This is a genomic window from Virgibacillus carmonensis (genome assembly GCF_057836705.1).
Map to the genome: position 1 here is coordinate 28,678 of NZ_JBYQFJ010000011.1, position 26,788 is coordinate 55,465.

The window sequence follows — 26,788 nt, forward strand, 5'->3', positions numbered from 1 at the left end:
ATGGGAAAACTTCTAGTAAACAAGCTATCCAAATCATTTGGAAATAAATCTGTTCTGGATAAAGTAACATTTACGGTGAATGAAGGGGAATTTGTTACCATACTTGGACCGTCTGGAAGTGGGAAAAGTACATTATTTCATTTGATTGGTGGCATCATTAACCCCGATTCAGGCGATATCTATTTAGATGAAAACCAAATCAATGGGAAAAGAGGGTCAATTAGTTATACACCACAAGCCCCTTCACTATTACCGTGGAGAACAATTCTTCAAAATGTTTTACTTGGTGCAGAACTAAGAGGTGAGAAAAATGAGGAGGAGGCATTGAAAATGATTGAGCGTGCTGGATTGAATGGCTATGAAAAGGCGTATCCCCATGAACTTTCAGGTGGGATGAGGCAGCGTACCGCATTCATTCGCAGCTTATTAAGTCCCCAAGCACTGATTTGCTTAGATGAACCATTTTCAGCCTTGGATGAATTTACCCGGTTGGATATGCAAAAATGGTTGTTGTCAATTTGGGAAGAGTATAAGCGATCGATTCTTTTTGTCACACATAACATTGAAGAAGCGATTTATTTATCAGACCGTATTATTGTCTTGTCAGCCAATCCTGCAACTGTTAAAAAAGAATTTACCATACCTTTTAAGCGACCAAGAAATGAAGATTTACTTTTAACAGAAGGATTTTTGCAATGGAAAAAAGCCATATATCAGCAATTAAGTAATCTCGGTTAAAAAGATCACAAAAATGTGTTGCCTTTTTCTCCCTTGGGATTTAAACTATAAAACGTTGTGATTTTGGATAACAAGGGGGCCTGCAACATGAAGGATAAAGATAATGAAATGGTTAGAAAAAATTTCACAGATATACTTTGGTATATACCACTGATTGTTTTTGTTGTTGGGGTTATTGTCATGAATGTTAATTAAATATCTTTAAGATATAAGGTCAACGTCTTTCAGAGGTGTTGCCCTTTTTTGTTTTGATTGATGAATATAGAAAGGAATTCATACTGTTGATATAGAAGTAATTAATGATGAAAAAAGAAAGTTGGAGTGATCAACTTGATGGATAAAATAAATATGGCTTCATCTATTGTATCTGTTGGATGTATTGTATTGTTTCTTGTTGCAGCCTCTTCAGAAGAATTCGGTAATTTTATTACTGCCATTAGTGGATTGCATCCATTTTATATTGTGTTATTTTTAACACTCGCCACCTTTCTATTCGGCGTGATAGGTTTTGGAGGAGTGTATAATTGGATTTCAATGCTAAGAAGCATAATGACGATCATACTTACATTAGCTTTATCGGCAATTATTATGTATATTTTATTTTTAACGAATTTGTTTCAACCTACATAAAGGGGTTTGCGGTTATGTTTGTTATAGTCATCTTTCTTGTATTTTTTATTAACGTGGTAATGTGCTTTTATATCAGAAAAGTTAATAAAAAGAAACAAATGCAGATATAAGATATTTGTAACTGGGCTGATATTAGCTGTTATATTAGTAGCATTGCTATTTTTTTCACGAAAGGAAAGCATAAAGGTTTTAAGGAAGCACCGGTATAAGAAAAATTCGCCATTCGCTATTAAGGACGAGGCGAATGGCGAATTTTTCTAAAGTACTTCATATCGTTTGGATAGTTTAAAGGAAGGTGCACATGATGAAGGTTCTAACAGTGACAGGCTATAAATCAATGGAATTAGGTATATTTAAAGCGGACGATCATAAAATATCGTTCATCAAGGCTGCAATCAAAAAAAGATTGATTATGCTTATTGAAGAAGGCCTGGAATGGATATTAATATCAGGTCAAATGGGTGTCGAATTGTGGACTGGGGAAGTAGTTTTGGATTTACAAGAAACGTATGATGTAAAACTTGGTATCATTCCGCCATTTGAGAATCAAGAAAATCGGTGGCCAGAGCCGATTCAACAATCGTATCAAGAACTTATTATGGCAGCTGATTTTCATCAACCGCTGTATAAGGGAGAATATAAGGGTGGTTTTCAATTCAAAGCGAAAAATGATTGGTTTGTTGAAAAAAGCGATGGGTGCCTAATCCTATTAGATGATGAACACCCAGGAAGTAATCAATTTTTTTATGAAAAGGCAAAAAAGGCAAGGAATTATCCCATATATTTAATCACTCCAACCGATTTGGATGATGCAGTAGAAGAGCAACGGATGGCAGATCCAGATTATTGGAGCTGAGCATGTTACATCGGTTTAAGTTGCCATTCTAACTAATGGTATAAGTTCTAATAAAGCGGCTGAAGTTTACAATTTAAATTGATGTAAGCCAGTAATTTCATCACAAAAATAAAGGCGACGACATTGTCATCGCCTTTATAGTCACTACCAATCTACCACAAATGATCTAGCATCTCATTTTGATATAAATTTGTGTTTATCCTACATTGTTCGGCTTCAATCGCGTATTGCCAACCGTAAAGCAACGAGTTTTCTGGCCCTTGAGGATTGTATTCCGGAGCGTTCTCTTTAGTGGTGATTTCACTCTGTGGAAATGCCGTCCACACAATTGTATTTCCTCTTGCTTCTTGATTCATTGCGTTATAGGCCTTTAATAGGGCGCTTCCTTCGCCAAAAACACCATAAATTCCCGGCTCATAAACAGAATCGGATAATGTATCATACCAACCTTCCATGAAAGCAGAATCTACTGGATAAACTGGCTCGATATCACCAAATATAGCAACTCCGTATAAGACGCCAAGGTCTTCGGCATATGCAATTGCCTCTTCAGCTTCTTCTTCTCCATGATCATAGCCAGTTGCATCTGTAAAATGGTTGTGTATGAGTAATATTCTTACACCTTGTTCATGCAGAAAGATTACCTCATTGGTATCTAATCCGGTTGAAACTCCATCCTTATCACCTAAATAACGTCCCCATATTTCTGGATGTCCAAAATTTTCATTTACACATTGATACAAGCCTTCATCCGTTGAACTAGCGGAATCAACACCCCAATATATTTTGATACCTTTGCTAATATTTTCCTCATTAGTCAATGTATTATCCGAGGAAGTTTGTTCATAAAAAATAAATATGTTTAAAATGATTGGGATCGCAAAGACGATAATCAAACCTATGGTTAAATAAATCGTGTACTTATTCATTAAAACCCTCCTTTCACACTTTAGCAGTATATTGGTGCTAAGGGAGGCTTGTGTAGGCAAAGAATAAGGTCATAAAAAAAGAGGCGAAACCCCTTTTGATAATCGGCAAATACGACAAGATACGGGTGGTGACAGCACAGAGAAAACAGATATCACGAAATAACGGCGTACATTTTATATTATCTAATTATATATCCGCGAAAAATCCTTTAAAAAAGCTTGGCTTATCTACCAATATTAAATTAATGTTTCAACCCAGTCTGGTGTAACTAACCCACATAATAGCTCAAGTTCCTCTTCACGCTTATCCAAATAGGAGCTAACTTGACGTAGGTCGTTATCAATATATGCTGGGTGAGTCATTACTTCCACAGAGTTAACATCTAATGCGCATAATTCATCAAAAACATCTTCACTAACGCCATCATTATAAAAATTTAACCATAGTTTTTCTGTTAGTAGAATGTCTTGATTATCTGTCAAGGTTTTCACATGTCGAACTGGTACATTGTATTCTGTTGCTAGTTTAATAATCACCTCTTTAAGTGGTTCCCATCCGTGTACATGATGGTGACTATCAAGGTGATGAAGAGGCAATCCTGTCATTAAAAATGCTTCAATTTGTGTGCGCCATTCTTTTTCTACCTGATGCACATCAGGATGTTCCATATTGCGGAATGTATTATCATATTTAAATGTTCCATTACTAGTTACTAGATTTGGTACTGCTTTGCTGAGTGGCTTTCCCCATGTTAATACAAGGTGAACACCTATCTTTAATGACGGATGTAGCTTAGCTTGTGCCACTGCATAATCTACCACATAACCATTCATCATTAATGTGGTAGAGCCAACAACACCATCGGTATGCGCCTTTATGATGCCGTCTGTTACTCCTTTGGTTAAACCAAAGTCATCTGCGTTAAATAAAACTTTCATTGTTTTCCCTCCATAGGATAATCTCGTTCGATTACAAAATTTGTTTTATCCCCACGGAAATAAGACCTAGAGTACTCTATCTTTTTACCTTTCTCATCTTCAGCGACTGTTTCGATATAAAAACACGGTAAACCGAGTTCGCAATCGAGATAAGAACAAGATCGTTCATTGGCTAGTGCAATTTCAACATGTTCAGTTGTTTTCGCAATATGAACTTTAAATTCCTCTTTCAAGGCCCTGTATAAAGATGTCTCTGCATGTGTTTTTTTTATTCCAGGAGCGGCACTCCAAGGGATGTAAGAAACTTCATATTGAATTGGTTCATTATTTGCTTTTCTAACCCTCTCAATACGTTGAATCGGATCATCAACCGAAACTTCTAATGATTGTTGAATGAGTTCTGATGCTGGTACAACAGTAATGCTTATTAATGTTATTTCGGCTGTTTTTCCTTGAACTGCTATTTGATCACTATACCTTTTTACAGTCTGGGAGAGTGTCTGTTTTACTTTCTTTTCAGCCACATATGTGCCTTTTCCTTGTACACGAAAAAGATACCCTTCCAAAGTGAGCTGATATAGCGCTGTCCTAACTGTGGTTCTGCTAACATTAAAATCTTTGCAAAGCTCAAGTTCAGTAGGGATTTGTTCACCTTTTTTATATTTATTGGATTTTATCCGTGTTAGCATCTCATCTTTAATATAGGCGTGTAATGATTGATTTTTTTCCATGGTATTCTCCTTCGACTCATGTATGCCTAAAGTGTACAAGATAATACATCTTAAGACAATGTTCAATATTTGTTATTACAATAAATAATAAATGTATAGACGTTTTTAAATTTGTATGATACATTTTAAACAACAAGTAAACATATACATGAATAGTAGGATTTATTAGTAAGCTATCACTTTTTTTAAAAGCGCTTTCAAAAAACAACATGATAAGGAGTTTGCAAAAATGACACTAAAATTAGTAGTAGTGGGTGGGGGATCAAGCTATACACCAGAGATAATTGAAGGGATTATTCGTCGTCACGATAGCTTTCCGGTAACAGATATCGTGCTTGTTGATATTGAAGCTGGGGAGAAGAAACTCGAAACGATTGGAAAGCTAGCATCAAGAATGATCGAGAAATCCAGCAAATCTATTAAACTAACATGGACACTCGATCGAAAGAAAGCACTTGAGAAGGCAGATTTTGTTTCTACACAAATACGTGTTGGGGGGTTAGATGCTCGATCAAAAGACGAACGTATTCCACTAAGTCATGGATTTGTTGGTCAGGAGACAAACGGTGCGGGTGGTATATTCAAAGCGTTTCGTACAATACCAGTATTATTAGAACTTGCTGAAGACGTTCATAACATTTGTCCAGATGCGTGGATTATCAACTTTACGAACCCAGCTGGTATTGTAACAGAAGCACTTTTAAAGCATTCGGCCCATAAGAAAGTAATCGGTGTCTGCAACATTCCATATAACATGCGTCATTCAACTGCTGAGATTTTAGATGTTTCACCAGATGATGTGAAGATAGAGTTTGTTGGCATGAACCATTTTGTCTTTGGTAAGAAAGTGTATGTGAAAGGGATGGATCGTACCATCGAAGTTTTAGGGGAATTAGTTGGAAATGGACTTAATTATTCTCCAGCAAATATTGTCAGTCTTGGCTGGTCAAAGGAATTTATTGAAACGTTTAAACTTTTGCCGAATCCATACCACCAATACTATTTTCAAACTAAAGACGTATTGGAAAAGGACATCAAGGCCTTTGAAGAACATGGTACACGTGCAGAAGTTGTACAGGAATTAGAAAAATCACTTTTTGAAATATACAAAAACCCTGAACTACGTGAGAAACCAAGTGAGCTGGAAAAACGAGGGGGGGCATTTTATAGTGATGTAGCCTGCAGTCTGATGGATTCTATCTATAATAACAAAGAAGATATTCAGACAGTAAACACTTTAAATAATGGAGCAATCCCAGATCTTCCCGATGATGCTGTTATCGAAGTAAACTGTGTCATTACAAAACATGGTCCGAAACCGTTAGTGGTTGGTCCGTTACCACACACAATAAAAGGCATTATCTATCAAATGAAAGCGTTTGAAGAGCTTGTTATCCATGCAAGCCTGTCAGGAGACTACAATGATGCCTACTTAGCATTTGTGATGAATCCATTAATTGCTGATGAAAAGCATAGCAAGGTAGTACTTGATGAACTGCTGGAAGCACATAAATCTTATTTACCGCAATTTAACTCAGGGGGGATGTAGAATGAATAGTAAGTTTATGCAAAAATTTATTGAAATTGCTGGGCGTATTGGTGCCCAACGACACCTGGTTGCCATACGTGATGGATTTGTCGCGATCATGCCATTAGTAATTATTGGGTCACTAGCTATCCTGGTCAATAACTTTCCACCACTTGGCAATTTTAGCTTTGTTGAATGGATGAATGAAATATTTGGCGAAGGAAATTGGCAGCAAGTGGGAGGCAGTATATGGAATGGAACATTTGCTGTACTTGGTTTACTAATCGCTTTTTCTATTGCATATAATTTGGCTAAATCATATAATGTTGACGGACTGTCAGCAGGTTTGATAGCAGCCGCGTCATACATTATGCTTGTTCCAGTTACGGGGGATTTCGGATTAAGTATGGCTTGGTTAGGAACACAAGGATTATTTGTCGCAATTGTTGTTGCATTAGTATTGACAGAGTTGTTTAGGATTTTAGTGAATTCAAAAATGACGATAAAGATGCCAGAAGGTGTTCCAGATGGCGTAGCAAGATCATTTACAGCACTTATACCAGCTACTCTTATATTGATCTTAGTAGGATTATTCCAAGCGCTTATGAGCGTTTTTGCAGATATAAGTGTATTTGAATTAATTTTTAGTGCAATTCAAAAACCTTTACAGGGCCTAGGTAATACATTACCTGCAGCAATAATCATTGCACTTCTAAATCATATATTATGGTTTTTTGGTTTGCATGGCACAAACATTATCGGCTCGGTTATTGAACCAATTTATTTACCATTAATAGAGAATAATTTAAAGTTGTTCCAAAATGGCATGTCAGCGTTTGATGTACCAAACATAGTTACAAAGCCGTTTTTAGACTCATTTGTCTTTATGGGTGGATCAGGGACAACAATTGCACTTTTACTAGCAATATTTATTGTAATCCGGAATGAGAAAAAACATCCCTATCGTGAAGTTGCAAAACTATCCGCACCAGCTGGAATATTTAATATTAATGAACCAGTAATCTTCGGTTTGCCGATTGTATTAAATCCAGTAATGTTAATACCGTTTGTTTTAGTACCTGTTACATTAACCATTATATCGTACGTAGCACTTGCAACTGGAATCGTACCAAGGACAGTCGTAATCTTACCGTGGACAACACCGCCGATTCTAAGTGGTTATCTTGTGACAGGTGGTAGCTGGCGCGGAATTGCTTTGCAAGTAGTTAACCTAACAGTTGCTGTTCTGCTCTATATTCCATTTGTCATGGCAGGAGCAAGAGAAATGAAACAACGGATGGAGGGATAAACAACAATGATTAAAACCTTGGAAGAAATGCAGATGCTCTCATTCAACATCATTCTTCATGCTGGCAATGCACGATCTAATGCAATGGAAGCAATTTCTTTAGCTAAAGAATATAACTTTGATAAAGCACGTGAGAAAATAACAGAGGCAGACCAAGAATTTGCAAAAGCACACCATGAACAAACAAAACTTCTACAGGAAGAAGCAAATGGCGAAAAAAATGATGTTACTGTTATCTTAGTTCATGCACAGGATCACTTGATGACTGCCATGACCGTAAAGGATTTAGCTAATGAGATGATTGATATGTACGAACGAATGCAACGATTGGAGGATAAATAAAATGAAAATTGTTCTTGTATGTTCAGCGGGCATGTCTACATCTATGCTTGTAAATAAAATGAAAAAATCAGTTGAAGAGCGAGGAATTGAAGCGGATATTCAAGCGGTAGCAGAATCCGAGTTGAAAAATCATTTAAATGACCTGGATGTTGTGTTAATCGGTCCACAGGTTCGTTATCTGGAGAAGAAAATCAAAGCACAGGTAGAACCAAGGGGTATTTTAGCAGACATTATTGATCAGAGGGCATATGGGATGATGCAAGGGGATAAAGTATTAGAACAAGCACTCAACTTAATCAAGAAATAACTAAGAATGGCTTGCAGACATTGCAGGCCATTTTTATTAAATTACTCTCAATAACTACTTCTCCTTATCTTTTAATCGACATTAATCAACAATGAACGAGTGGTGACAGGCGAAGTGAAAAACGATACAATAAAGAATATATAGAAAATTTCAGGGGGGGGAATGACGGTGAGTGTATCGTCGATTAAATTAACTGAATTAACGAAGTCTTACGGAAAACAGGAAGCGGTACATAGTATTGATTTAAATGTTAATAAGGGAGAACTTTTCGGATTTCTCGGTCCAAATGGCGCTGGAAAAACGACAACAATAAAAATGATGACGGGGCTATTGGAACCTACTAAAGGAAACGTGGAGATAGGCGGAAGTGACATATGGAAAGATCCAATCAATGCAAAAAAAATGATTGCGTACGTTCCGGATCAACCGAATCTTTATCCGAAACTAACGGGATGGGATTACCTCCATTTTGTCGCATCTGTTTTCAAACTGGAAAAGAATGATTACATAAATAGAGCAAAGGAATTACTAGAAATTTTTACATTAACAGATCGTGCAGATGATTTGATAGAAAGTTATTCACATGGAATGAAACAAAAAATAGCAATATGCGGAGCGCTTGTACATAATCCTGATGTGCTTTTTCTAGATGAACCAACAGTGGGTTTAGACCCTAAAAGTGCTCGTAACTTAAAGAAACTACTACGTGAATTATGTAATGAAGGAATGACTGTTTTTATAACCACACATATTCTTGAAATCGCTGAGCAATTATGTGATCGTATTGGAATTATTTTAGATGGCTCGATCATAGCCCTTGGCTCAATGGAAGAATTGAAAAAACAAGAAGGAAACGCTGACAGGAGTCTAGAAGACATATTCTTAGAATTGACGGGTGACGAAGATCAACAAGCACTAATTTCCGAAATTTCAAAGGTTGAGCAAGGTGACTTTAAATGATGAAAATATTACTGCGCAGTCAGCTGAAAATATTCACTAATACCATGAAGACGCAAGCCTACAAAAATTATGTAGGTTATGCAATTTCAGCAATCCTTTTAGGAATAGTAGTATATTTTATGTCTAAAGGGGTTTGGAGTATTAGCCAATCTTTACCTAGACCAATTCTTGAAGGTATCATTTCGTATGGTTTTATAGCTGTCATTGGATTTATTTTATTGGTCGGCTTACCGCAAGTATTTAAGCATTTATACGCTGCAACAGATTTACAAATGTTATTCACCATGCCAATACCAACACGACATATCTTCTGGGTTAAATACATGCAAAGCTTCATCGGAATTCCATTTGGTCTTTTTTTAGTATTTGTCATTCCGTTAGTTGTTTATGGGATTGCCGTTAGCGCAAATATTCTTTTTTACCCAGTATTAATTTTGGTCGCTCTAGCGTTTGTAATTATAGGTCTTTCGATGGCTTATTTACTAAACTTGGTCCTTATTCAATTAATACCAGGAAACCGTGCAAATGAATTTATGACGATTATGAGCGCGCTTTCAGGGTTAATTGTGTATTTACTTTTTGTATTCCCAAACATCGTGAGTGATCAATCAATGACAGAAAGATTGATGAGTGGTTTACCATTAATGCCAGAATGGGTTCCAGTGAGTTGGGGAAGCTCTGCCATCATGGAATCTACAACTGGATCAAGTCAATTTTTATTGCCCTTGTTATTAGTTTTATTACTTGCAGGCGTTAGCGTGGTTATTGCTACCTCACTTGTGGAAAGAGGCTTTCGAACGGGCTGGATCAGATTAAGTGAAGGCAGTGGTAAAAAGTCAAAGAAACGCAGTAAGAAAAGTAAGACCAAAACATCTGTTCATCATCCAGCAATTGCTATTGGAATCAAGGAATGGTTTGCAATAAAACGAGACATGCGTGAATGGCTAGTATTCATGCCACTGATCTTTTTTATCATCTTTCCGGTCTTTGGATTTTTAAGTAGTGGAGCTGAACTTAGTGATCTACAAGGACATAATGATATTTCATGGCCAATCGCCCAAGGGGCCTTACTGTTTGTTTATGCAATTTTCAACGGTAGCATGGCAGCATCATCCGTTGCCCGCGAAGGCTCATCCATTTGGATATTACGTACACTACCACTTTCTGGACGCGACATAGCAGTTGGTAAGCTTTGGATCAGCTGGTTATTGCCGTTTATTTTGCTAACTGTTATTGAATGTATTGTTGGCGTTTTCCTTGGCTTTACACTTTTGCAATTTGCTATCGGCATTGTGTTAAAAGCAATTATCACAGTTGGGATTAGTTCAGTCGGCCTTTGGCTAGGAACAATTGGGGCAAAATATAATTCTAAAAATCCGCAAGCCCGACTTAAAGTTGGAACTGCAATTATTTTAATGATTTCATCCTATATCTATTTAGCATTAACAGCGATTCCTTATATATTTCTGATTGTGCCGATTGATGCAGTTGACGTGACTGCTGAAATGGGTAATACTAGTGGGTTCTTAGGATTTCTTGCTGATGTTGCCTTCACATTGCTGTCATGGAAAGTAAGCTTTCCGACATTAACGGGAGTAATTGGGGCCATCGTTATGCTAATTCTATCGATAGGAATCGCGGTAATATTTGTACGCTTAAGCGCTAAACGATTTGATAAAGGAATCGTGATTGACATGGGCCACGGAAGTAATTCTAAACCCTTAAAACCTGGTAAAAGTTTATATTAAAAGCTGTTTTCGTATAGTTTGTTGCTCATACCGCCGAAGTTGATATAAAATGCGACATAATAGCAACGTGATTTCCGCGGGCGGCTGGTGAGCCTCCTCGTGCTCCGCACTGCGGGGTCTCACCTATGCCTATAATCCCGCAGGAGTCGACTGCCCTCCGCTCCAATCACTGTAAAGTTAAGAGGTGAATGGGAGAGAATTATAGGTAAATCTCTAACCCTAGCGAAGGAAAAACACGGAGGCTCATCGCGAGCCCGCGGAAAGCGTAGTATTTTTCCGTAGCGGTCACAGCGCACATAACATGGTTTTAGTTACGTCGCATTTTATAGATTTTGTGTCAAAAACAACAATCTTTTAGAAGACAGCCATATTAAAATTAGAATAAGAGAAAGGAGGAGTCAGATGGAAGTAGCATTTTCGCTTGCGCCAATCTTACTCTACTTAATATTCATGGGAGGTGCGGTGTTTGTTTTATATCTTGTGATCCAAGCTGCAGTGAGAAATGGCATTATTCATCAATTGTCGGAAAATGGGTTAGGGAAAAGAAGGATGCGGATTCAAATGATAAGCAATAGGTAGGGGGAAATGAAACAGTGAAAAAGTGCGTTACCATTAGTTGATAGATACAGTGATTTATTATTCAGAGTACTTCTAAAGGGGGATTATTCATGGCACTACATACAGAAATTGTAGGAGAAGGCGAACCAATTGTCTTTCTTCATACAGGCTTGCAAACGGGAACAACAGATTTTGAACACCAAGTAGAATATTTTAAACAAAATTACAAGGTAATCCTTCCTGACTTAAGAGGGCATGGTAAGTCAAATTCCAATGATCTAGCAAACTATTTTGAGGATTGCGCACAGGATTTATCGGAAACCCTTGATCATTTAGGAATCGAATCAATCAACAAATATTGTCGGTTGCTCGTTGGGAGGAAATGCATGCAGTAGATGTCGAACATCAAACATAAATTTTGCAAAATGAAGATGCAATTTCCTTGTTTGATAGTATGCACGAGGGTGACTGGCGACAGTTTCTCTACATGGCTCGTGATCCAGACTGGTATCCGTTTGATGAAACGAAGGATTTAGCCACATTAAACATGCCCATTTTGTATATGGTTGGAGAAGACCAACCCGATGAGGTAAAAACCACAATGATATATCCTAAAACGAATAATAATGTACATGTGTCTATCATCCCTTTTGCAGGTTATCTATACGAAAATAGTAGAAGGATTTTTGAATAAGGTTGCGGATGAGATATAAAAATTCTCAAAAATGAATTTGGGATGAAGTTAAGTTGAATTAATGGGAAGGGTGTAAAAATGGTTGTTGAAGCATTCAAAACTTTTCATGATCAATTTTTACAGGAATGGAAGAAAACCATGGAAACAGGTGATACTACTTTTGTAGAAAGAATGTCTTCTGATTACTATGTTGCGTTTTTTACTGATAACACAAAGCTTACTTATTTCAACCGATCTGAGGCTATTGAAGGGTTAAGAGATTCTGTTGAAAATTCAATCGGTCGGTACACCAAGAAATTTGAGAACCGTGTAATACGAATGAAAGCGGCTGATCAAGCAATCGTATTTTATGAACAAGTTCTCCAAGAAAATGATCAAGAAAAAGCTAGGTTATTTACCATTGAAACTTGGAAAACTATCGATGGTGAATGGTTATTGACAAGAGAAGTTGAGGAAAGAGTCTAGTAGCTTAAGGAGCATGCATATGTTTACCACTTATATAGATCGAATTAACCAAGTTTATCCAAGATTAACGATTGATGATGTTCAGGTAAATGAAATTGGGCAAAATAATGACGTTATAATTGTAAATAAAGCTATCGTATTCCGGTTTCCTAAATACGAGCAAGGGATGGAAAACCTACGACATGAGACTATGATTTTGGAACATGTCAATCAGCGTGTGACTTTGCCAACTCCTGTTCCTATCTATCAATCATTTGAAATATTTGAGGTACGTAAGGTCTTCACGGGATATAAACTAATAACCGGGATTCCGCTGTGGAGAGATAATTTTACAAAAATTACAGACGAATTTCAACTAGATAAAATAGCATCTCAACTGGTAGGCTTTTTAATGGAACTACATGCTATTTCTGAAGAACAGGTGAGGAAAATCCTGCCAAAACAAAAATCTGGTATTCAAGCAAAGTTTATGGATTTATATAAACGTATTAAAGAAAAGCTTTTTCCATTTATGAGAGATGAAGCTAGGAAAGATGTTTCAGGCTTATTTGAAGAATTCCTAACACAGGTAAAAGATGATCAATTTAAACCTACCCTTATTCATGGTGACTTTGGTGCATCTAATATTTTATATAACTCAAGTAAACAAGAGATATCCGGTATTATTGACTTTGGGGGATCTGAATTAGGAGATCCTGCATATGACTTTGCAGGTATTCTGGCAAGCTATGAGGAAGCATTTTTCAATAAGTGCATAGCTCATTACCCGAATGGAAATCAAATTGCAAAAAGAGCTTTTTTCTATAAACGCACTTTTGCATTACAGGAAGCCTTACATGGGATTGAAAATGATGATAAGAATGCCTTTGAAAACGGGATGAAGGATTACATATAAAGTGAAAACTTCATTAAATGTCTAGTTTTCTTTTTTTACCGCCCGTCAAACTGCGATAATCGATAAAGAGGTGATTTTAATGACTAAAAAAGTAGCATTATCATTCAGTGGAGGAAAAGATAGTTGCCTTACGTTGTACAAACTACAACAACAAACTGTTAAAGTATCTTGTTTGATCACGACTATTTGGGAACAGAGCCAGGAAACTGTTGCACATGATGAAAAACGGGAAAAGATTGCTGAGCAAGCCAAAAGCATTGGAATCCCAGTCCATTTTATCGAAACCGATTTTGAAACGTATACAGAAGATTTTGTTCGTACCCTGGAAGATTTAAAAAAACAATACAACATTGACGGGATTGCATTTGGTGATATTTATTTAGATGGGCATCGTGAATGGGGAGAACAAGTAGCTGAAAAGGCTGATTTAGAAGCGCTTTATCCTATATGGACGAAACAAGAAAATGTTTTACGATTGCTACAGGAAGTAATAGATGTTGGTTTTAAAGCTCAGGTAATCAAAGTTGATGAAAAGAAGCTTCCTAAAAATTGGGTAGGCCGAAGATTGGATGAATCGTTCATTCATGATATCGTGCAAAAAAGTGTTTGTCCTATGGGTGAATCTGGGGAATATCATACAGCCGTATATGATGGCCCAATATATAAGCATTCGGTAAAATAAAAAATACCACTTCTATAAAGAAGCGGCAATGGATATTATAATCCTAATTGTTCAATTTGATCTAGTAGACCTGTGATGTCAGCAATGGTTTGATAGAGTTCCGATTGTTGTAGCTGATCGATTGCAACTTCACCATTTTGTAAGACCTGGTTGACCGTTTCTTCAAGTTGTTGATTTTTAGCTTTTAATTCTTGATGGATGTCTTCTGCAAGTGCGGGTACTTCAATACCATTGTATTCTTGAATATTTTCTTTTAGAGATGTTAATCGCGATTCTAATTCAGCTTTGGCTTCCGAGTTATTAGCTGCTTCGCTAACAAGCGAGGAAGTATCTTCTGCAAATGTGCTTAATTCATTTATATATTCAGTAGATTCATTGACATAGTTCAAGGAGTTATTTGCCTCCTCTAAGAAAGAACAACCACTAAGTGCCAACAAAGCAGTGACAAGTAACAGACTGATAAGTTTTTTCATCAGATTCCCCTTTCATGGTTCTGTATATACCATACCATTAAAGAATAAATAATACGAAACCGAACAACTTATGCTGCTTGTACTTTTTTACATGCCTTTAATTTCAGAAACTTTGACAAAGCAATTTCCCAATTTACATTTTGTCCCTCACGTACAGCATATAATAATCCATGAAAAATTGGTTGTATCCCATAAAAATTCTTCACCCTAATCCTTTCATTTTCGGTCATATGCATAGGCCCTCACTTTTTTATAACTAAAGTTTTATCATTGAATTGCAGGATTTTAACCATGAAAAGTTGAATAAATAAGGTAGACTGGTGTCGTGTGATATAAATTCTTTATTCGTGAGATTGGGGATGATTGTGTTGAGTGAGGATGAGTCCCATAAAAGTCGTGATCAGAAAAAGAAAGATGTAGAATACCAGGCAGAATATACTGATTTTATGACTGAGATGGTTAGAAAAGCCGAACGAGAAGGGCATTTTGATGATTTACCTGGTAAAGGAAAGCCGCTTAAGTTGGACAAAAATTACTATAACCCGTCTGATAAGCAACTTTATCAAACCCTAGCGAATAACCATGTACTACCAAGGTGGGTGGAACTGGGTAAAGAAATTGATTTACTGAAAGAAAAGATTGTTAACCTAGAAGGAAAAGAGAAGTATAAGAAAATAAAAGAGGCCAACAAAAAAATAAAAGAATACAATTATACATGTCCAACATTTTTGCAAAAAAATAAGTTGAGTGAATAGTAGTGTTTCTACAAGAAGGTAGTAAAAATTAACGAAAAAAGTGGTTCATACCAAGAAGAAAGGAAATGCAATATGGAATTTAATGACTTTACAACAGCACAAATTAGAATAGCTAGACCTACGGATAAATTTGAAAAAGTAAGCGATTTTTATGAGAAGGGTCTTGGCTTAACGCGTTTGACAGAATTTACAGGTCATCGTGGGTATACCGGTGTTATTTATGGTCTGCCTGGTACTTCCTACCACTTGGAATTCACGAAACATGTTGATGGTAGTCCGTGTCCTGCACCTTCAGAAGATAATTTGTTGGTTTTGTACATACCTGACAAAAATGAAATTGATCAGATCTATACCAGATTACAAAACATGGGTCATGAACAGGTAGAACCTGAAAATCAGTATTGGAAAGAAAAAGGGATTACAATTGAGGACCCAGATGGGTGGAGGATAATCCTTATGAATACGAGTGGAATTTGATATGGATATCCAGAAATTACATGCAAAAGAAGACCCTCCGATGCACTTATTGCTATTAGCTGACCCTTCCAAAATGCTTGTGGAAAGGTACCTGAAACAAGGTCAATGTTTTGTTGCAAAAGTTGATACTAACATAGTTGGTGTTTATGTTTTGTTACCAATTGATTCAGCTACAGTTGAACTAATAAATGTAGCTGTTTCAGAAGATAAGCAAAAGCAAGGGATTGGCAAACAATTGGTTAAGCATGCTATAAAAAAAGCGAAAGTACATGGTTATGAAAACATAGAAGTAGGAACAGGAAATTCAAGTATCGGACAACTGGCACTTTATCAAAGATGTGGCTTTCGAATTAGTGGAATTGAACATGACTTTTTTATAAAAAACTATGCAGAAAAAATCATGGAAAATGGGATACAATGTCGAGATATGGTTCGATTGAGTATTAACTTTGAAAATTAGATAGATTGGCGGGGATTATCATGGAGTTTCCAACACTCGAAACAAAACGACTTAAGTTAGTACATATCGATCATCAATACGATCAAGCATATTTTGAAATCATGTCAAATACTACTGTAACAGAGTTCTACGGCATGGATAGTTTAGAAAGCGTCGATCAGGCAGCCAAGATTATTGACTCATTCCAAAGTACCTATTCGGAAAAGCAGGGTATGAGATGGGGAATTATTTGGAAAGAAACAAATACTTTCATTGGGACAATAGGCTTAAATAACCTAAGCAATTGGAGTAAAAGAGCTGAAATCGGATACGAGTTGCATCCGAATAATTGGAGAAAGGGTATCGCAACAGAAGCAATTGAGGTAGTTTTATATTATTCTTTTAAAGATTTAGGTTTATTCCGAGTGGGTGCAATAACCTTTCCGGATAACGTTTCATCCAATAATTTGTTAGGGAAGGTAGGCTTTAAACAGGAAGGCATATTGCGTGGGTATTTATTTCAACGTAACCAATCCCATGATGCGCTTGTTTTTTCTATGCTCCGAACAGAGTGGATATAGTATGTTTAATATTTCATGGAAAAGGAAAGATACAAGTAAGATGAAATATTATACAAGCCCTTGTATGTAATGGAGGAGATATCCATGGGAAAATTAATAAAAAGACTGATTAAATATGGTCCAATGATTTATCCATTAATAAAAAAGTTTCGTGATAAACGTAAAAATAAAACAGTTAATCAAAAGTAGAAGAACGCCGTACTAGTTGGAAATGAACTAGTGCGGTATTTTTTTATGCAGAATGATAAAATCCGTAAATTTGCTGATGAATAACCGAAGTAGCTGATGAACCTTGATTGTTACCACCAACATAAATTCTTCCGCAAACTCGTATTTTTTTGATATGATAGACGAGGATGAATAATTCACAATTTTTAGCCTAACAACGTCCTATTAAATGCATTGATGAAATGAATAATCAAGAAAAAGTAGATTATATAAACCTAAAGAGGTGTATTAAAATTAAGAAGTATACAAAACTAGGGAATCTAATATTTTACATTGGATTACTTGTATTTATTATTGGATTAAGTATGAATGAGGATATCGGATGGAAAAAGTATTATCCAGAACATTTTACTTCTTATTCTTTACCAATCATGGTTATCGGAGTAGTGGTTGTTATCGTTACAAACTTTTTCAGAAAGAAGAAAAAGAAAGATAATACATCCGAAAATGGAAAAGAAGAGTGATACAGGTTGGGGGGGTGAGCGAAGTTATGCATTTAGAAAAAAGAAATATGAATAGAGACTACGCTGTAGAGATTCTAAATTGGCTCTATGAAAAACCATATGATTTATATAACAATGAGTTAAATTCTAACGAAATTGATGAGATGCAGAAAAATCCCCACTTTGTAATTGTGGATCAGGATGATGAGTTAATTGGTTATTATTGCACTGGTAAATCCGCACAGGTTCCAGCAGGTAATAAAAGTAATGCCTATGAAGAGAAGAATATTGATATCGGAATAGGAATGAAGCCAAATCTTACTGGTAAGGGATTTGGTAGTGCGTTTTTTTCTTTTATTCTTAATGACATACATAAAACGCATCCTGATAAACCGATGCGTTTAACTGTAGCAACATTTAATAAAAGGGCCATACGATTGTATGAAAAATTTGGATTCGTGAAACAAAAACAGTTCGATGCAGGTGTTACGGAATTTATCACGATGAATAAGGAGTGCCCAAAGTGATACGACCATTTAAGTACGACGATAGCGAAAGCATTAGCAATATGATTGTGAATATAGATACAGGCTATGAAATGAACGAGGTTGAAATAATTCGCGACCAAGCAAATTCATTTTTAATCCACGAAGAAGCAGAAATAAATGGGTTTGCTTATGCGATTTCATTCGTGAACGATAATCAAGAAAACGAAATAGAAATTAAGTTATATGTGAAGCCTAAATCTCGTAAACGAGGAATTGGTACGACCCTATGCCACGAATTAATTGAATCTCTAAATTTAAAAAATTCAAAAGCGATCATTTCCTATATCAGAGTAGATATAGATGATCCCGCTGATTTTTGTGAGAAAATGGGTTTCAACAAATGGTGGGGGTCTCCCGAATTAATCTATACAGGAAACAATTTCCCTGATGTTGCTTTGGAATTCCATCAGTATGAAGATAAGTATTATGAACAATATAGAACAATTAAAAACGAGTGCTATTACGAGATACAGAAAACGAATGATATAAAACCATATAACCTTTCATTTAGTAATGAGGAGCGGGAACAACTACTAACTATTAGGGAAAACATTTTTCTTATCTTAGATAACAATCAAATTGTTGCATCTGTAACAATTGGTGATGGAGAGATAGATAATCTTATGGTTTCACCTGCCTATGAAGGAAAAGGATACGGTAAAAAATCCTTGCAGTTTGCTATGAATAAAATGTTGGATCAGGGCTACAATGAAATTCGAATTTGTTATATGGAAGGAAATACTGGTGCTGAAAAATTATACTATTCTCTTGGATTTAAAGCACTTCAAAACACACATGTTTACCGTAAAATTTTGTGATGAATATAATCGCACAAGGAGCTTTCACTTATGATACTGGACCATCAAAACGGCATACTCCTCATGCGAAATGATCATTTAGGAGAAAGAAACTGGAGAAGCGATGACTGCTATAAGTTGATATTTTCCCCAGTTGGGAAAGGCACATTTCAAACGAAACGGAATGATTTAACAATTGCTTCAGGTGAATATTTAATCGTCAATCCATACGTGGAGCATAAACAGTTACAGATCACTCAAGAAAAGTTTCTAGTAGAACTCAATCAATCTCTACTCAGAAGCATTGCTACTGAATTAAAGTTACCTATAATAGACCCTGAATATGCACTACATTCCTTTAAACATCCACAAATTACAAAGTGGGTTACCTTTATGCGTGAATTTATGTTCTACAATGAGGATGCTTCGATAGAAATGAAACAGCTTTTTATCGAAAACTCGCTTGCACAATTAGCGATATTGATGCTGCAATATGGCCTTGGCACCCATTTACGTGAATTGCCAACTTTTCAGGCAACAATTGAGATTGGAAGGGTGATAGATGCATTAAAAGAAAGCTATGACGCAGACTGGACACTTGATGAAATGGTAGCAGAATCAGGTTTAAATAAGTATCAGTTTGCGCATTTATTCAAACAGACAACTGGATTGTCCCCATATTCTTGGTTACAAATGTATCGATTAATGAAGAGTCATTACCTTCTAACCCAAACAACAACAACAATTCTTGCGATTGCCTTACGGGTTGGCTTTAAAAACGTTAGTTCGTATAACAATTTATTCAAAAGGGTTTATGGAAAAACGCCGACCGTTTTTCGAAGCATTTATCATAAACATAACTAAACCGATTAAGCTGACCAAAATAATAAGTGAACCACTACCAATCATTAATGTTCGAATCGGAAACGAAGCTGCTAACAAACCAAAAGTCGCTAAAGAAAGTGTATTAGCCAGGTATAATAACACAGCATTTGAACTGAATGCCCGTCCCAATTTATTTTCAGGCACAAATGATTGAATCAGGTATACTCTAACAAGACTTGAAATCGGCAAACCAATGCCAACTAATAGTGCACCAACAAAAAAGTGTTCAATATCATAAAGAATCCCATAATAAAGTATGCCTGTACCCCAGATTCCAGCGCCAACCAGATAGACTTTTACATTCATTTTTTTAATAAAAAATGGAACACAAAGGTTGATCACAATTACCGTTATACCGAATACCCCTTGCAAGATACTATAGATTTCTTCGTTTTTACTAGTCATATCAGTTAATGCTAGTAAAAGACCCACTTCCCAAACCCACGTATTGAAAAAAACGACAATGAAAGTTAGCAGGAATAAATACTTGAGCGTGCCTTGACCCTTCAACCATACAAAAAATTCTCCGATAGCTAGCAAGACATGCTTAAGTGATTTCTTCATTTCTTGTTTCTGCTCGGTAAAGGACACCCGGGAGAGACAGACAACACTAATAACATACGTTAACGCATCGATCACAAAGAAATAAATGACCCCATATGACAAAAGCAAGACTGAAATAATGGGGCTAAGAACAGTCACACCTCGACTCACAGTATCATTCAAACTATTTGTCATGGTACGATCATTCGTTTTTGTGATCAATGGTAGGACAGCCCGATGAGCAGGATTGAAGAAACATCCAATACTCTGTATCAAAAAACTAGTAATGAGCAAATACGGATAGCTCATCATATCAAAGTAATAGAAAACTACTACGGAAGATACTAATGGAATACGTAGGCAATCAAGAATTATCAGTAACTTTTTTCTTGGTAACCAGTCGGCTATTACCCCACCAATTAAACCAAATAATAAATATGGCACTGTTTCCGCTATGGCCATCCCTGTTGTGTGTGCAGCAGATCCAGTTAAATCGTATGCCAGAAACAAAAACGCCATTCCGGATAATACATCCCCTAACCGGGAAACTCCACCACCAATTAAATAATACCGTATATTTTTATTTTGCAAGATTGTTTTATACATTAAAGTCACCTCATTCATAACTATACAAGTCTAAGAATTCAGAGTCTGTTTAATTATTGCTAAAATGTGCCACAAGAATTGCATCTTGCGTTCTTTTCTATCAAGTATCTATCATCTATAATAAGTAAAGGATTATATCTGGGGGTGAGACAAGTGTGGGATTTGCTGTTATTAATGCTGGAGAGAATTGGAATTATTGTTACAGTGGCTTTTTTGATGACAAGGGTACGTTATTTCCGAACCGTTATCCATCAACAGGATGTGACGGATAAACAACGGCTTCCAGTTATGATTATGTTCGGTTTATTTGGCATTCTTGGTACATACACAGGATTAGTAGTAGATACAGATTCATTGGGATTATCGAGTTGGGCGATGGATCTTGAGGAAGATGAAGCGATTGCTAATTCAAGGGTGATTGGAATTGTTGTCGCAGGTCTAATCGGTGGCTGGAAAATTGGACTTGGTGCGGGTATTATTGCTGGTGTTCATCGTTTCACCTTAGGTGGATTTACAGCTATTTCTTGCAGTATTTCAGGTGTTATTGCAGGATTACTGGCTGGTCTCATTCATAAACGCCTTCAAAAGAGCAAGAGGCATGTTCCACCACTTGTTGCATTGCTTGTTGGAGGTTTAGCAGAGGCACTACAAATGGGTCTAATATTACTTATTTCAAGACCCTTTGACCAAGCTATCCAACTCGTAGCGGAAATTGGATTACCGATGATTGTTGCCAATGGAATAGGTACGGCTATATTCGTATTAGTTATCCGTAGTGTTTTTCAAGAAGAAGAAAAAATGGGTGCAACGCAAGCACAAAAATCATTACGACTTGCTGAAATGACGATTGCTCATTTAAGACAAGGATTATCTACAAAAACAGCTAAAGCAACTTGTGAAATCCTGTTAAAAGAGGTGCAGGCGTCAGCTGTTGCGATAACGGATCGAGAGATAATCCTTGCACATGTAGGTGTTGCAGCAGGACATCATAAATCAAACCAAGAAATCCAAACAAAAGGTACGCAGCAAGTGTTACGCGAAGGAGAATTATTAATTGCAGATAAAGAAGCCATCAATTGTAACTTCCAAGGCTGTCCTCTTGATAAAGCAGTTATTGCGCCATTAAAAAGGAAATCTGAAACGGTTGGAACATTAAAGTTTTATTTTCAAGATGAAAAAGACATATCTTCCGTCACAATTGAGTTCATAAAAGGGCTCTCATCTCTATTGAGCCAACAACTAGAAATTGCGGATGGGGAGCGATACTACCAATTAATGAAGGAAGCGGAAATTAAAGCATTACAGGCCCAAGTTAGCCCTCATTTTTTGTTCAATGCACTCAATACGATTGTTTCGTTAGTTAGAATAGATCCGGACAAAGCGAGAAAGTTATTGATTGCTTTATCACGTTATTTCAGAAAAAATCTGGAAAGCTCAACTAACAAGACGACAACACTCGCGCGGGAGTTTGAACATGTTAATGCATACCTATCGATTGAAAAGGAAAGATTTGTGGAAAAGCTTCAGGTTTCATTTGAAGTGGAAGATGAAAAGTTAATGAACTGTAAAATTCCCACTATGACCTTGCAACCACTAGTCGAAAATGCCCTAAAGCATGGAATGAAAGGTTTAACACCGAAAAGCAATATTGCAATTTTGGTTCAGCGACAAGACGCGGGTGTATTGGTGACGATAAAAGATAATGGAAAAGGTATTAACAAGCAACGTTTAAGCGAACTACTTCATAAGCCAATCGCATCTGAAACAGGTACAGGGATTGGTCTTTATAATGTGAACCGTCGTTTGGAAATGATGTTCGGAAAAGATTCGGTGCTAGATATTCGTTCAATAGAAGGGAAGGGAACGACTGTTGTGTTCTACTTACCTCAAGAAGTGAAGGGAGAACGAAACGATGTCCAATAGAAAGCTTAGGGCTATTATTGTGGATGATGAATTATACGCACGCGCGGAATTGAAACATTTATTAACTAACCATTCTTCCATAATAATTATTGCAGAAGCAGATTCTGGCGAGAAAGGTCTAGAAAAAGCAATGACTCAAAATCCTGATATTATATTTGTCGATATTGAAATGTCCGATATGTCTGGAATGGAAATGGTCGCTGCTTTAGAGAACATGAAAAAACCGCCTAAAGTCGTTTTTGCTACAGCTTATTCCAATTACGCAGTTAAAGCCTTTCGGTATGGCGCTGTTGACTATTTATTAAAACCATTTTCAGAAGATGAAGTAGGAGAAACTGTTCAAAGACTAGAAAAGTTGTTATTGGCTGGCTACACGGATCTGGTACAAGAAAGCAAGGAGAGGCCGATTGGAAAGCTTGCTGTAGAGGAAGAAGGAAAAATTGTATACCTTTCTCCTAAGGAAATTGTTTATTGTACACATCAATCCAGGGAAACAGTGATTTATACACGACACCACATCTATCACTCCAGAATAAAGTTAAAGGAACTAGAGACTAAGCTTAAGGGCTATTCTTTTTACCGAACTCATAAGAGTTTTCTTGTGAATTTAAAGGAAATCGAACAATTAATTCCTTGGTTTAATGGGGCTTACGAGTTAAAACTGAACAATATCGAAGAAAAGATTCCAGTTAGCCGTAATTATGTAAAAGCGCTTCGGGAACAGCTTGAGCTATAATTACTTTCATGTACTATTTTCGACACGTTAGGTAGAAAATTAGACAACTTAATCACTTTTTTCACAATTACTTCACAACTCTGTTTATAATTAGATCATAGTATGAAAGCGCATTCACATATATGGGGGAATTATAAATGATAACATTTCTAGTATCAATCGTATTACTTATAGTAGGTTATTTCACATATGGTAAATATGTAGAAAAGGTGTTTGGATCCAACGCGACTCGCAAGACACCAGCTTTTAGTATGGCGGATGATGTCGACTACGTGCCGATGAATACCAAAAAGAATTCACTTATTCAATTATTGAACATTGCAGGGGTTGGTCCTATATTTGGTCCTATATTAGGAGCTTTATATGGCCCTGTAGCGTTTTTGTGGATTGTTTTAGGCGCAATTTTTGCTGGAGCGGTTCATGATTATTTGACAGGTATGATTTCGATTAGAAACCGAGGTGCTCACTTACCTGAATTAGCGGGTAAGTTTCTAGGAAAGAGTATGAAGCATGTCGTAAATGCTTTTTCAGTTTTATTATTATTGTTAGTTGGAACAGTTTTTGTAACTGCTCCGGCAACACTACTTCATAACTTATCATCAAATTGGTTGGGTTTAAGTGTTATTGTCGCTGCGATCTTTGTTTATTACATCGTGGCAACGATTTTACCAGTTGATAAAATAATCGGTAAAGTTTATCCATTATTTGGCGCATTACTATTGATTAGTGCAGCTGGTGTCGGGATTGGTCTAATTGTTACAGGGGCACCAATTCCAGAAATGAATTTTACGAACATGCATCCAGACAATCTGCCAATTTTTCCACTGTTATTTTTAACCATTTCATGTGGAGCATTGTCTGGATTTCATGCAACACAATCACCGATCATTTCTCGTACAACGGAGAATGAAAGTCAAGGTCGCAAAATTTTCTATGGTATGATGATTGCCGAGGCGATAATTGCAATGATTTGGGCAGCGGCAGCAATGAGCCTGTTTAGCGGTAATCAATTGAATGAAATTTTGGCTGCTGGTGGCCCAGCAGCAGTTGTAAGTGAAGTGTCTATAAGAATGTTAGGTGCAATAGGTGGTACACTTGCTATCCTTGGTGTTATCGTTTTACCAATTACATCTGGTGATACATCTTTCCGAGGTCTACGAATGATTGTTGCAGATTATTTTAAAATTGGACAAAAGAAAGTGTTGAATCGTATTTGGATAATTGTTCCATTTTTTGTACTATCATTTGCTTTAACAAAAATTGATTTCACCCTATTGTGGAGATATTTTTCATGGGCAAATCAGTCAACAGCAATGATTGCATTATGGGTAGGGGCTATGTATTTGATCTTAGCAAAGAAAAATTACTGGATTGCTTTTGTTCCAGCGGTATTTATCACAATGGCGTCAGTAACATATATTTTATACGCAGAAATCGGATTTGGATTACCAATTAATATTTCCTACGTAATTGCTGCAGTTATAACAGTAGTCATTATTGGACTATTTTACCGTTCAGCAAATAAACAAATGCAAAAATCCATCGAACTGGATGATGGAATGGACAAAGTAGCATAAAAGATTCAATGAAAGAGCTTATCCTTTTGGGTAGGCTCTTTTTTTGTACATAAAAAATGCTGTTTTGCAGGAATAATTAAGGTGCGAGGCGAAACTGTTACTATATAGTAACTTGAGAGGGGAATGCAAAAATGTATAGTGAAACTTTCAGGGAAGTCGTGGACATCATGCACAATGATTATGCAGGACATCAAGACAAAAAAGGATGGGATAACCCAGATACGTATAAGCATAAAATAAATGAATTAGAAGAATTAAATGCGATCACCGCAGAAAATTTCACAGAGATTGTTCAAGATTATTTAATAGACTTTAAGGATAATCATATGCTATTCAAGTTAATAAATAAAAAGGAGACCAATGATAGAGGGTTTAAGGTGAGAAGATATAAGGACCGACTATATATCACATCAGTTGGAAAAGAAACACAAATGAGAACGGGTGACGCTCTTATTTCTCTGGAAAATATCAAAATTCCGGAATTGTTGGAAAAACATAAAAGAATTCTAGCAGAAAGTGCCCCTGAACGAGAAAAGTGGGAATCTATTATCAATAATTATTCGTTTTGTGAAGTTTTAGATAGGAATGGTGAAACTTACAAAATTAAATTACAGATGTATGAGCAAGAGCCTTATACACCGCAGTATTCGATGGAAAAGTTTGATGAGGATACTTTACTCATGACACTTACTGACTTCAATAATCCTGACGCAATAAACAATTTAATTAAAGAGAAAGAAGAATTACTAAATAAATGTGTGAACCTAATTATCGATGTAAGAGTTAACCGTGGGGGGAGTGACTTGCCCTATTTTGAATTACTATCTTATTTGTTCGAGGAAGAAACAATAGATTTATCTAGCCTTAATGAAGATACGATGGTGATCAATCACACTGAACGTAATTATCAGCTGCGAAAAAATCAGTATAATTCGATGTCAGACAGTATACAAGATGCAGAGACTATTAGACTTTTAACTATTCTCATTCGGGACTTGGAAAGAAACAAAAAAGCTGGGTTTGTAGAGTTCAATGTTCCTGAGCTAGGCAATGAAATAATAAATGGAAAAAGTTCTCCTTCTAAAGTTATTGTATTAACCGATGTAACTTGTGGGAGTTCAGGGGATTCATTTGTTGAAGTATGCAAAAAATCTTCTAAGGTAACGGTTATTGGAAGACCTACTGCAGGATTGAACGATTATTCCAATTTAGCAGTTAACAATTGGAACGACCAATTCGAATTATGGTACCCAACGTCAAGACTTACTAGAATAGACGCGGGGAAAGGAATGTCTGGTGTAGGAATAAAACCAGATGTTTATGTACCTTGGACACCTGAACATATTGCTAGGGATCTAGATTTAGAAGAAGGTCTAAAAATGTTACGAAAAAATAAAGTTACTTGAGCTAGATTAGGATAAAATAATATATCACCCAAAAAATGAACACACTCTAGGAGGCACCAA

Annotated in this window: 34 protein-coding genes; 28 read left to right on the forward strand and 6 right to left on the reverse strand. The window is 36.4% G+C overall.

Annotated elements, in window-relative coordinates:
- The 3 genes from AC3G7N_RS10650 to AC3G7N_RS10660 all read left to right on the forward strand — a co-directional run bounded on the left by AC3G7N_RS10650 (nt 1) and on the right by AC3G7N_RS10660 (nt 2,224).
- On the forward strand, nt 1-738 hold the full coding sequence (locus AC3G7N_RS10650; protein ID WP_489422132.1) for an ABC transporter ATP-binding protein: 738 nt from the start codon (nt 1-3) through the stop codon (nt 736-738).
- 333 nt (nt 739-1,071) lie between these two features.
- Entirely contained in the window at nt 1,072-1,368 is a 297-nt protein-coding gene (locus AC3G7N_RS10655) for a hypothetical protein (RefSeq protein ID WP_489422133.1), read from the forward strand.
- Nucleotides 1,369-1,672: 304 nt separating this feature from the next.
- Entirely contained in the window at nt 1,673-2,224 is a 552-nt protein-coding gene (locus tag AC3G7N_RS10660) for an SLOG family protein (RefSeq protein WP_489422222.1), read from the forward strand.
- A gap of 152 nt (nt 2,225-2,376) precedes the next feature.
- On the opposite strand, the gene AC3G7N_RS10665 is transcribed toward AC3G7N_RS10660, so the two are convergent.
- From AC3G7N_RS10665 to AC3G7N_RS10675, 3 genes are all read right to left on the reverse strand, one after another.
- Entirely contained in the window at nt 2,377-3,153 is a 777-nt protein-coding gene (locus AC3G7N_RS10665; RefSeq protein ID WP_489422134.1) for a glycoside hydrolase domain-containing protein, read from the reverse strand.
- Between the two features lie 237 nt (nt 3,154-3,390).
- The gene (gene chbG, locus AC3G7N_RS10670; protein WP_489422135.1) at nt 3,391-4,092 is read right to left on the reverse strand and encodes a chitin disaccharide deacetylase; all 702 of its coding nucleotides are present in this window, start codon (nt 4,090-4,092) and stop codon (nt 3,391-3,393) included.
- Nucleotides 4,089-4,823 (reverse strand): GntR family transcriptional regulator, encoded by a 735-nt coding sequence (locus AC3G7N_RS10675; RefSeq protein ID WP_489422136.1) that lies wholly within the window; start codon nt 4,821-4,823, stop codon nt 4,089-4,091. Before AC3G7N_RS10675 ends, chbG begins: the two co-directional genes overlap by 4 nt.
- A gap of 229 nt (nt 4,824-5,052) precedes the next feature.
- On the opposite strand from AC3G7N_RS10675, the gene AC3G7N_RS10680 reads away from it, so the two are divergent.
- The 12 genes from AC3G7N_RS10680 (at nt 5,053) to AC3G7N_RS10735 (ending at nt 14,311) form a co-directional block, all read left to right on the forward strand.
- A complete protein-coding gene (locus tag AC3G7N_RS10680) occupies nt 5,053-6,372 on the forward strand; it encodes a 6-phospho-beta-glucosidase (RefSeq protein WP_489422137.1) in 1,320 nt (439 codons plus the stop codon).
- A 1-nt stretch (nt 6,373) separates the two neighbouring features.
- Nucleotides 6,374-7,660, forward strand: a complete 1,287-nt coding sequence (locus tag AC3G7N_RS10685) for a PTS sugar transporter subunit IIC (protein ID WP_489422138.1) — start codon at nt 6,374-6,376, stop codon at nt 7,658-7,660.
- 6 nt (nt 7,661-7,666) lie between these two features.
- Complete coding sequence (locus tag AC3G7N_RS10690) at nt 7,667-8,002, forward strand: PTS lactose/cellobiose transporter subunit IIA (RefSeq protein ID WP_489422139.1); 336 nt, start codon at nt 7,667-7,669, stop codon at nt 8,000-8,002.
- Between the two features lies 1 nt (nt 8,003).
- Complete coding sequence (locus AC3G7N_RS10695) at nt 8,004-8,309, forward strand: PTS sugar transporter subunit IIB (protein WP_489422140.1); 306 nt, start codon at nt 8,004-8,006, stop codon at nt 8,307-8,309.
- A 162-nt stretch (nt 8,310-8,471) separates the two neighbouring features.
- Nucleotides 8,472-9,269 (forward strand): ABC transporter ATP-binding protein, encoded by a 798-nt coding sequence (locus tag AC3G7N_RS10700; RefSeq protein ID WP_489422141.1) that lies wholly within the window; start codon nt 8,472-8,474, stop codon nt 9,267-9,269.
- Nucleotides 9,266-11,017 carry a putative ABC transporter permease subunit gene (locus AC3G7N_RS10705; RefSeq protein ID WP_489422142.1) on the forward strand — a complete coding sequence of 584 codons (1,752 nt, stop codon included), beginning with the start codon at nt 9,266-9,268 and terminating at the stop codon, nt 11,015-11,017. The genes AC3G7N_RS10700 and AC3G7N_RS10705 overlap by 4 nt, the downstream gene beginning before the upstream one ends.
- A 402-nt stretch (nt 11,018-11,419) precedes the next feature.
- A complete protein-coding gene (locus tag AC3G7N_RS10710) occupies nt 11,420-11,596 on the forward strand; it encodes a hypothetical protein (RefSeq protein WP_489422143.1) in 177 nt (58 codons plus the stop codon).
- Nucleotides 11,597-11,685: 89 nt separating this feature from the next.
- A complete protein-coding gene (locus tag AC3G7N_RS10715) occupies nt 11,686-11,970 on the forward strand; it encodes an alpha/beta fold hydrolase (RefSeq protein WP_489422144.1) in 285 nt (94 codons plus the stop codon).
- A gap of 23 nt (nt 11,971-11,993) precedes the next feature.
- A complete protein-coding gene (locus tag AC3G7N_RS10720) occupies nt 11,994-12,269 on the forward strand; it encodes a hypothetical protein (protein WP_489422145.1) in 276 nt (91 codons plus the stop codon).
- 78 nt (nt 12,270-12,347) lie between these two features.
- On the forward strand, nt 12,348-12,734 hold the full coding sequence (locus tag AC3G7N_RS10725) for a DUF4440 domain-containing protein (protein WP_489422146.1): 387 nt from the start codon (nt 12,348-12,350) through the stop codon (nt 12,732-12,734).
- Nucleotides 12,735-12,753: 19 nt separating this feature from the next.
- Nucleotides 12,754-13,629 (forward strand): phosphotransferase family protein, encoded by an 876-nt coding sequence (locus AC3G7N_RS10730; protein WP_489422147.1) that lies wholly within the window; start codon nt 12,754-12,756, stop codon nt 13,627-13,629.
- A gap of 79 nt (nt 13,630-13,708) precedes the next feature.
- Complete coding sequence (locus AC3G7N_RS10735; RefSeq protein WP_489422148.1) at nt 13,709-14,311, forward strand: Dph6-related ATP pyrophosphatase; 603 nt, start codon at nt 13,709-13,711, stop codon at nt 14,309-14,311.
- A gap of 35 nt (nt 14,312-14,346) precedes the next feature.
- Here the strand turns inward: AC3G7N_RS10735 and AC3G7N_RS10740 are convergent, their stop codons facing one another.
- Both AC3G7N_RS10740 and AC3G7N_RS10745 read right to left on the reverse strand, forming a co-directional pair.
- A complete protein-coding gene (locus AC3G7N_RS10740) occupies nt 14,347-14,784 on the reverse strand; it encodes a DUF6376 family protein (RefSeq protein ID WP_489422149.1) in 438 nt (145 codons plus the stop codon).
- Nucleotides 14,785-14,852: 68 nt separating this feature from the next.
- A complete protein-coding gene (locus AC3G7N_RS10745; RefSeq protein WP_489422150.1) occupies nt 14,853-15,014 on the reverse strand; it encodes a hypothetical protein in 162 nt (53 codons plus the stop codon).
- 138 nt (nt 15,015-15,152) lie between these two features.
- Here AC3G7N_RS10745 and AC3G7N_RS10750 point away from each other — a divergent pair, with 138 nt between their 5' ends.
- The 9 genes from AC3G7N_RS10750 to AC3G7N_RS10790 all read left to right on the forward strand — a co-directional run bounded on the left by AC3G7N_RS10750 (nt 15,153) and on the right by AC3G7N_RS10790 (nt 19,916).
- Nucleotides 15,153-15,539, forward strand: a complete 387-nt coding sequence (locus tag AC3G7N_RS10750) for a DnaJ family domain-containing protein (protein ID WP_489422151.1) — start codon at nt 15,153-15,155, stop codon at nt 15,537-15,539.
- A gap of 72 nt (nt 15,540-15,611) precedes the next feature.
- Nucleotides 15,612-16,016 (forward strand): VOC family protein, encoded by a 405-nt coding sequence (locus AC3G7N_RS10755; RefSeq protein WP_489422152.1) that lies wholly within the window; start codon nt 15,612-15,614, stop codon nt 16,014-16,016.
- A gap of 1 nt (nt 16,017) precedes the next feature.
- Nucleotides 16,018-16,476, forward strand: a complete 459-nt coding sequence (locus AC3G7N_RS10760) for a GNAT family N-acetyltransferase (protein ID WP_489422223.1) — start codon at nt 16,018-16,020, stop codon at nt 16,474-16,476.
- A 20-nt stretch (nt 16,477-16,496) separates the two neighbouring features.
- The gene (locus AC3G7N_RS10765; protein ID WP_489422153.1) at nt 16,497-17,036 is read left to right on the forward strand and encodes a GNAT family N-acetyltransferase; all 540 of its coding nucleotides are present in this window, start codon (nt 16,497-16,499) and stop codon (nt 17,034-17,036) included.
- 69 nt (nt 17,037-17,105) lie between these two features.
- Nucleotides 17,106-17,225 (forward strand): small protein YxzF, encoded by a 120-nt coding sequence (locus tag AC3G7N_RS10770; protein WP_489422154.1) that lies wholly within the window; start codon nt 17,106-17,108, stop codon nt 17,223-17,225.
- A gap of 221 nt (nt 17,226-17,446) precedes the next feature.
- On the forward strand, nt 17,447-17,728 hold the full coding sequence (locus tag AC3G7N_RS10775) for a hypothetical protein (protein WP_489422155.1): 282 nt from the start codon (nt 17,447-17,449) through the stop codon (nt 17,726-17,728).
- 26 nt (nt 17,729-17,754) lie between these two features.
- On the forward strand, nt 17,755-18,234 hold the full coding sequence (locus AC3G7N_RS10780; RefSeq protein WP_489422156.1) for a GNAT family N-acetyltransferase: 480 nt from the start codon (nt 17,755-17,757) through the stop codon (nt 18,232-18,234).
- Nucleotides 18,231-19,073 (forward strand): GNAT family N-acetyltransferase, encoded by an 843-nt coding sequence (locus AC3G7N_RS10785; RefSeq protein WP_489422157.1) that lies wholly within the window; start codon nt 18,231-18,233, stop codon nt 19,071-19,073. The genes AC3G7N_RS10780 and AC3G7N_RS10785 overlap by 4 nt, the downstream gene beginning before the upstream one ends.
- A gap of 30 nt (nt 19,074-19,103) precedes the next feature.
- On the forward strand, nt 19,104-19,916 hold the full coding sequence (locus AC3G7N_RS10790; RefSeq protein ID WP_489422158.1) for a helix-turn-helix domain-containing protein: 813 nt from the start codon (nt 19,104-19,106) through the stop codon (nt 19,914-19,916).
- Here the strand turns inward: AC3G7N_RS10790 and AC3G7N_RS10795 are convergent.
- Nucleotides 19,851-21,086 (reverse strand): MFS transporter, encoded by a 1,236-nt coding sequence (locus AC3G7N_RS10795; RefSeq protein ID WP_489422159.1) that lies wholly within the window; start codon nt 21,084-21,086, stop codon nt 19,851-19,853. The genes AC3G7N_RS10790 and AC3G7N_RS10795 overlap by 66 nt on opposite strands.
- 153 nt (nt 21,087-21,239) lie before the next feature.
- Between AC3G7N_RS10795 and AC3G7N_RS10800 the strand changes: the two genes are divergently transcribed.
- From AC3G7N_RS10800 to AC3G7N_RS10815, 4 genes are all read left to right on the forward strand, one after another.
- A complete protein-coding gene (locus AC3G7N_RS10800; protein WP_489422160.1) occupies nt 21,240-23,009 on the forward strand; it encodes a LytS/YhcK type 5TM receptor domain-containing protein in 1,770 nt (589 codons plus the stop codon).
- Nucleotides 22,999-23,745 (forward strand): LytR/AlgR family response regulator transcription factor, encoded by a 747-nt coding sequence (locus tag AC3G7N_RS10805; RefSeq protein WP_489422161.1) that lies wholly within the window; start codon nt 22,999-23,001, stop codon nt 23,743-23,745. The genes AC3G7N_RS10800 and AC3G7N_RS10805 overlap by 11 nt, the downstream gene beginning before the upstream one ends.
- A 137-nt stretch (nt 23,746-23,882) precedes the next feature.
- Complete coding sequence (locus tag AC3G7N_RS10810; protein ID WP_489422162.1) at nt 23,883-25,322, forward strand: carbon starvation CstA family protein; 1,440 nt, start codon at nt 23,883-23,885, stop codon at nt 25,320-25,322.
- Nucleotides 25,323-25,453: 131 nt separating this feature from the next.
- Nucleotides 25,454-26,728, forward strand: coding sequence for a S41 family peptidase (locus tag AC3G7N_RS10815; RefSeq protein WP_489422163.1), 1,275 nt, complete (start codon nt 25,454-25,456; stop codon nt 26,726-26,728).
- Nucleotides 26,729-26,788 lie beyond the last annotated feature (60 nt).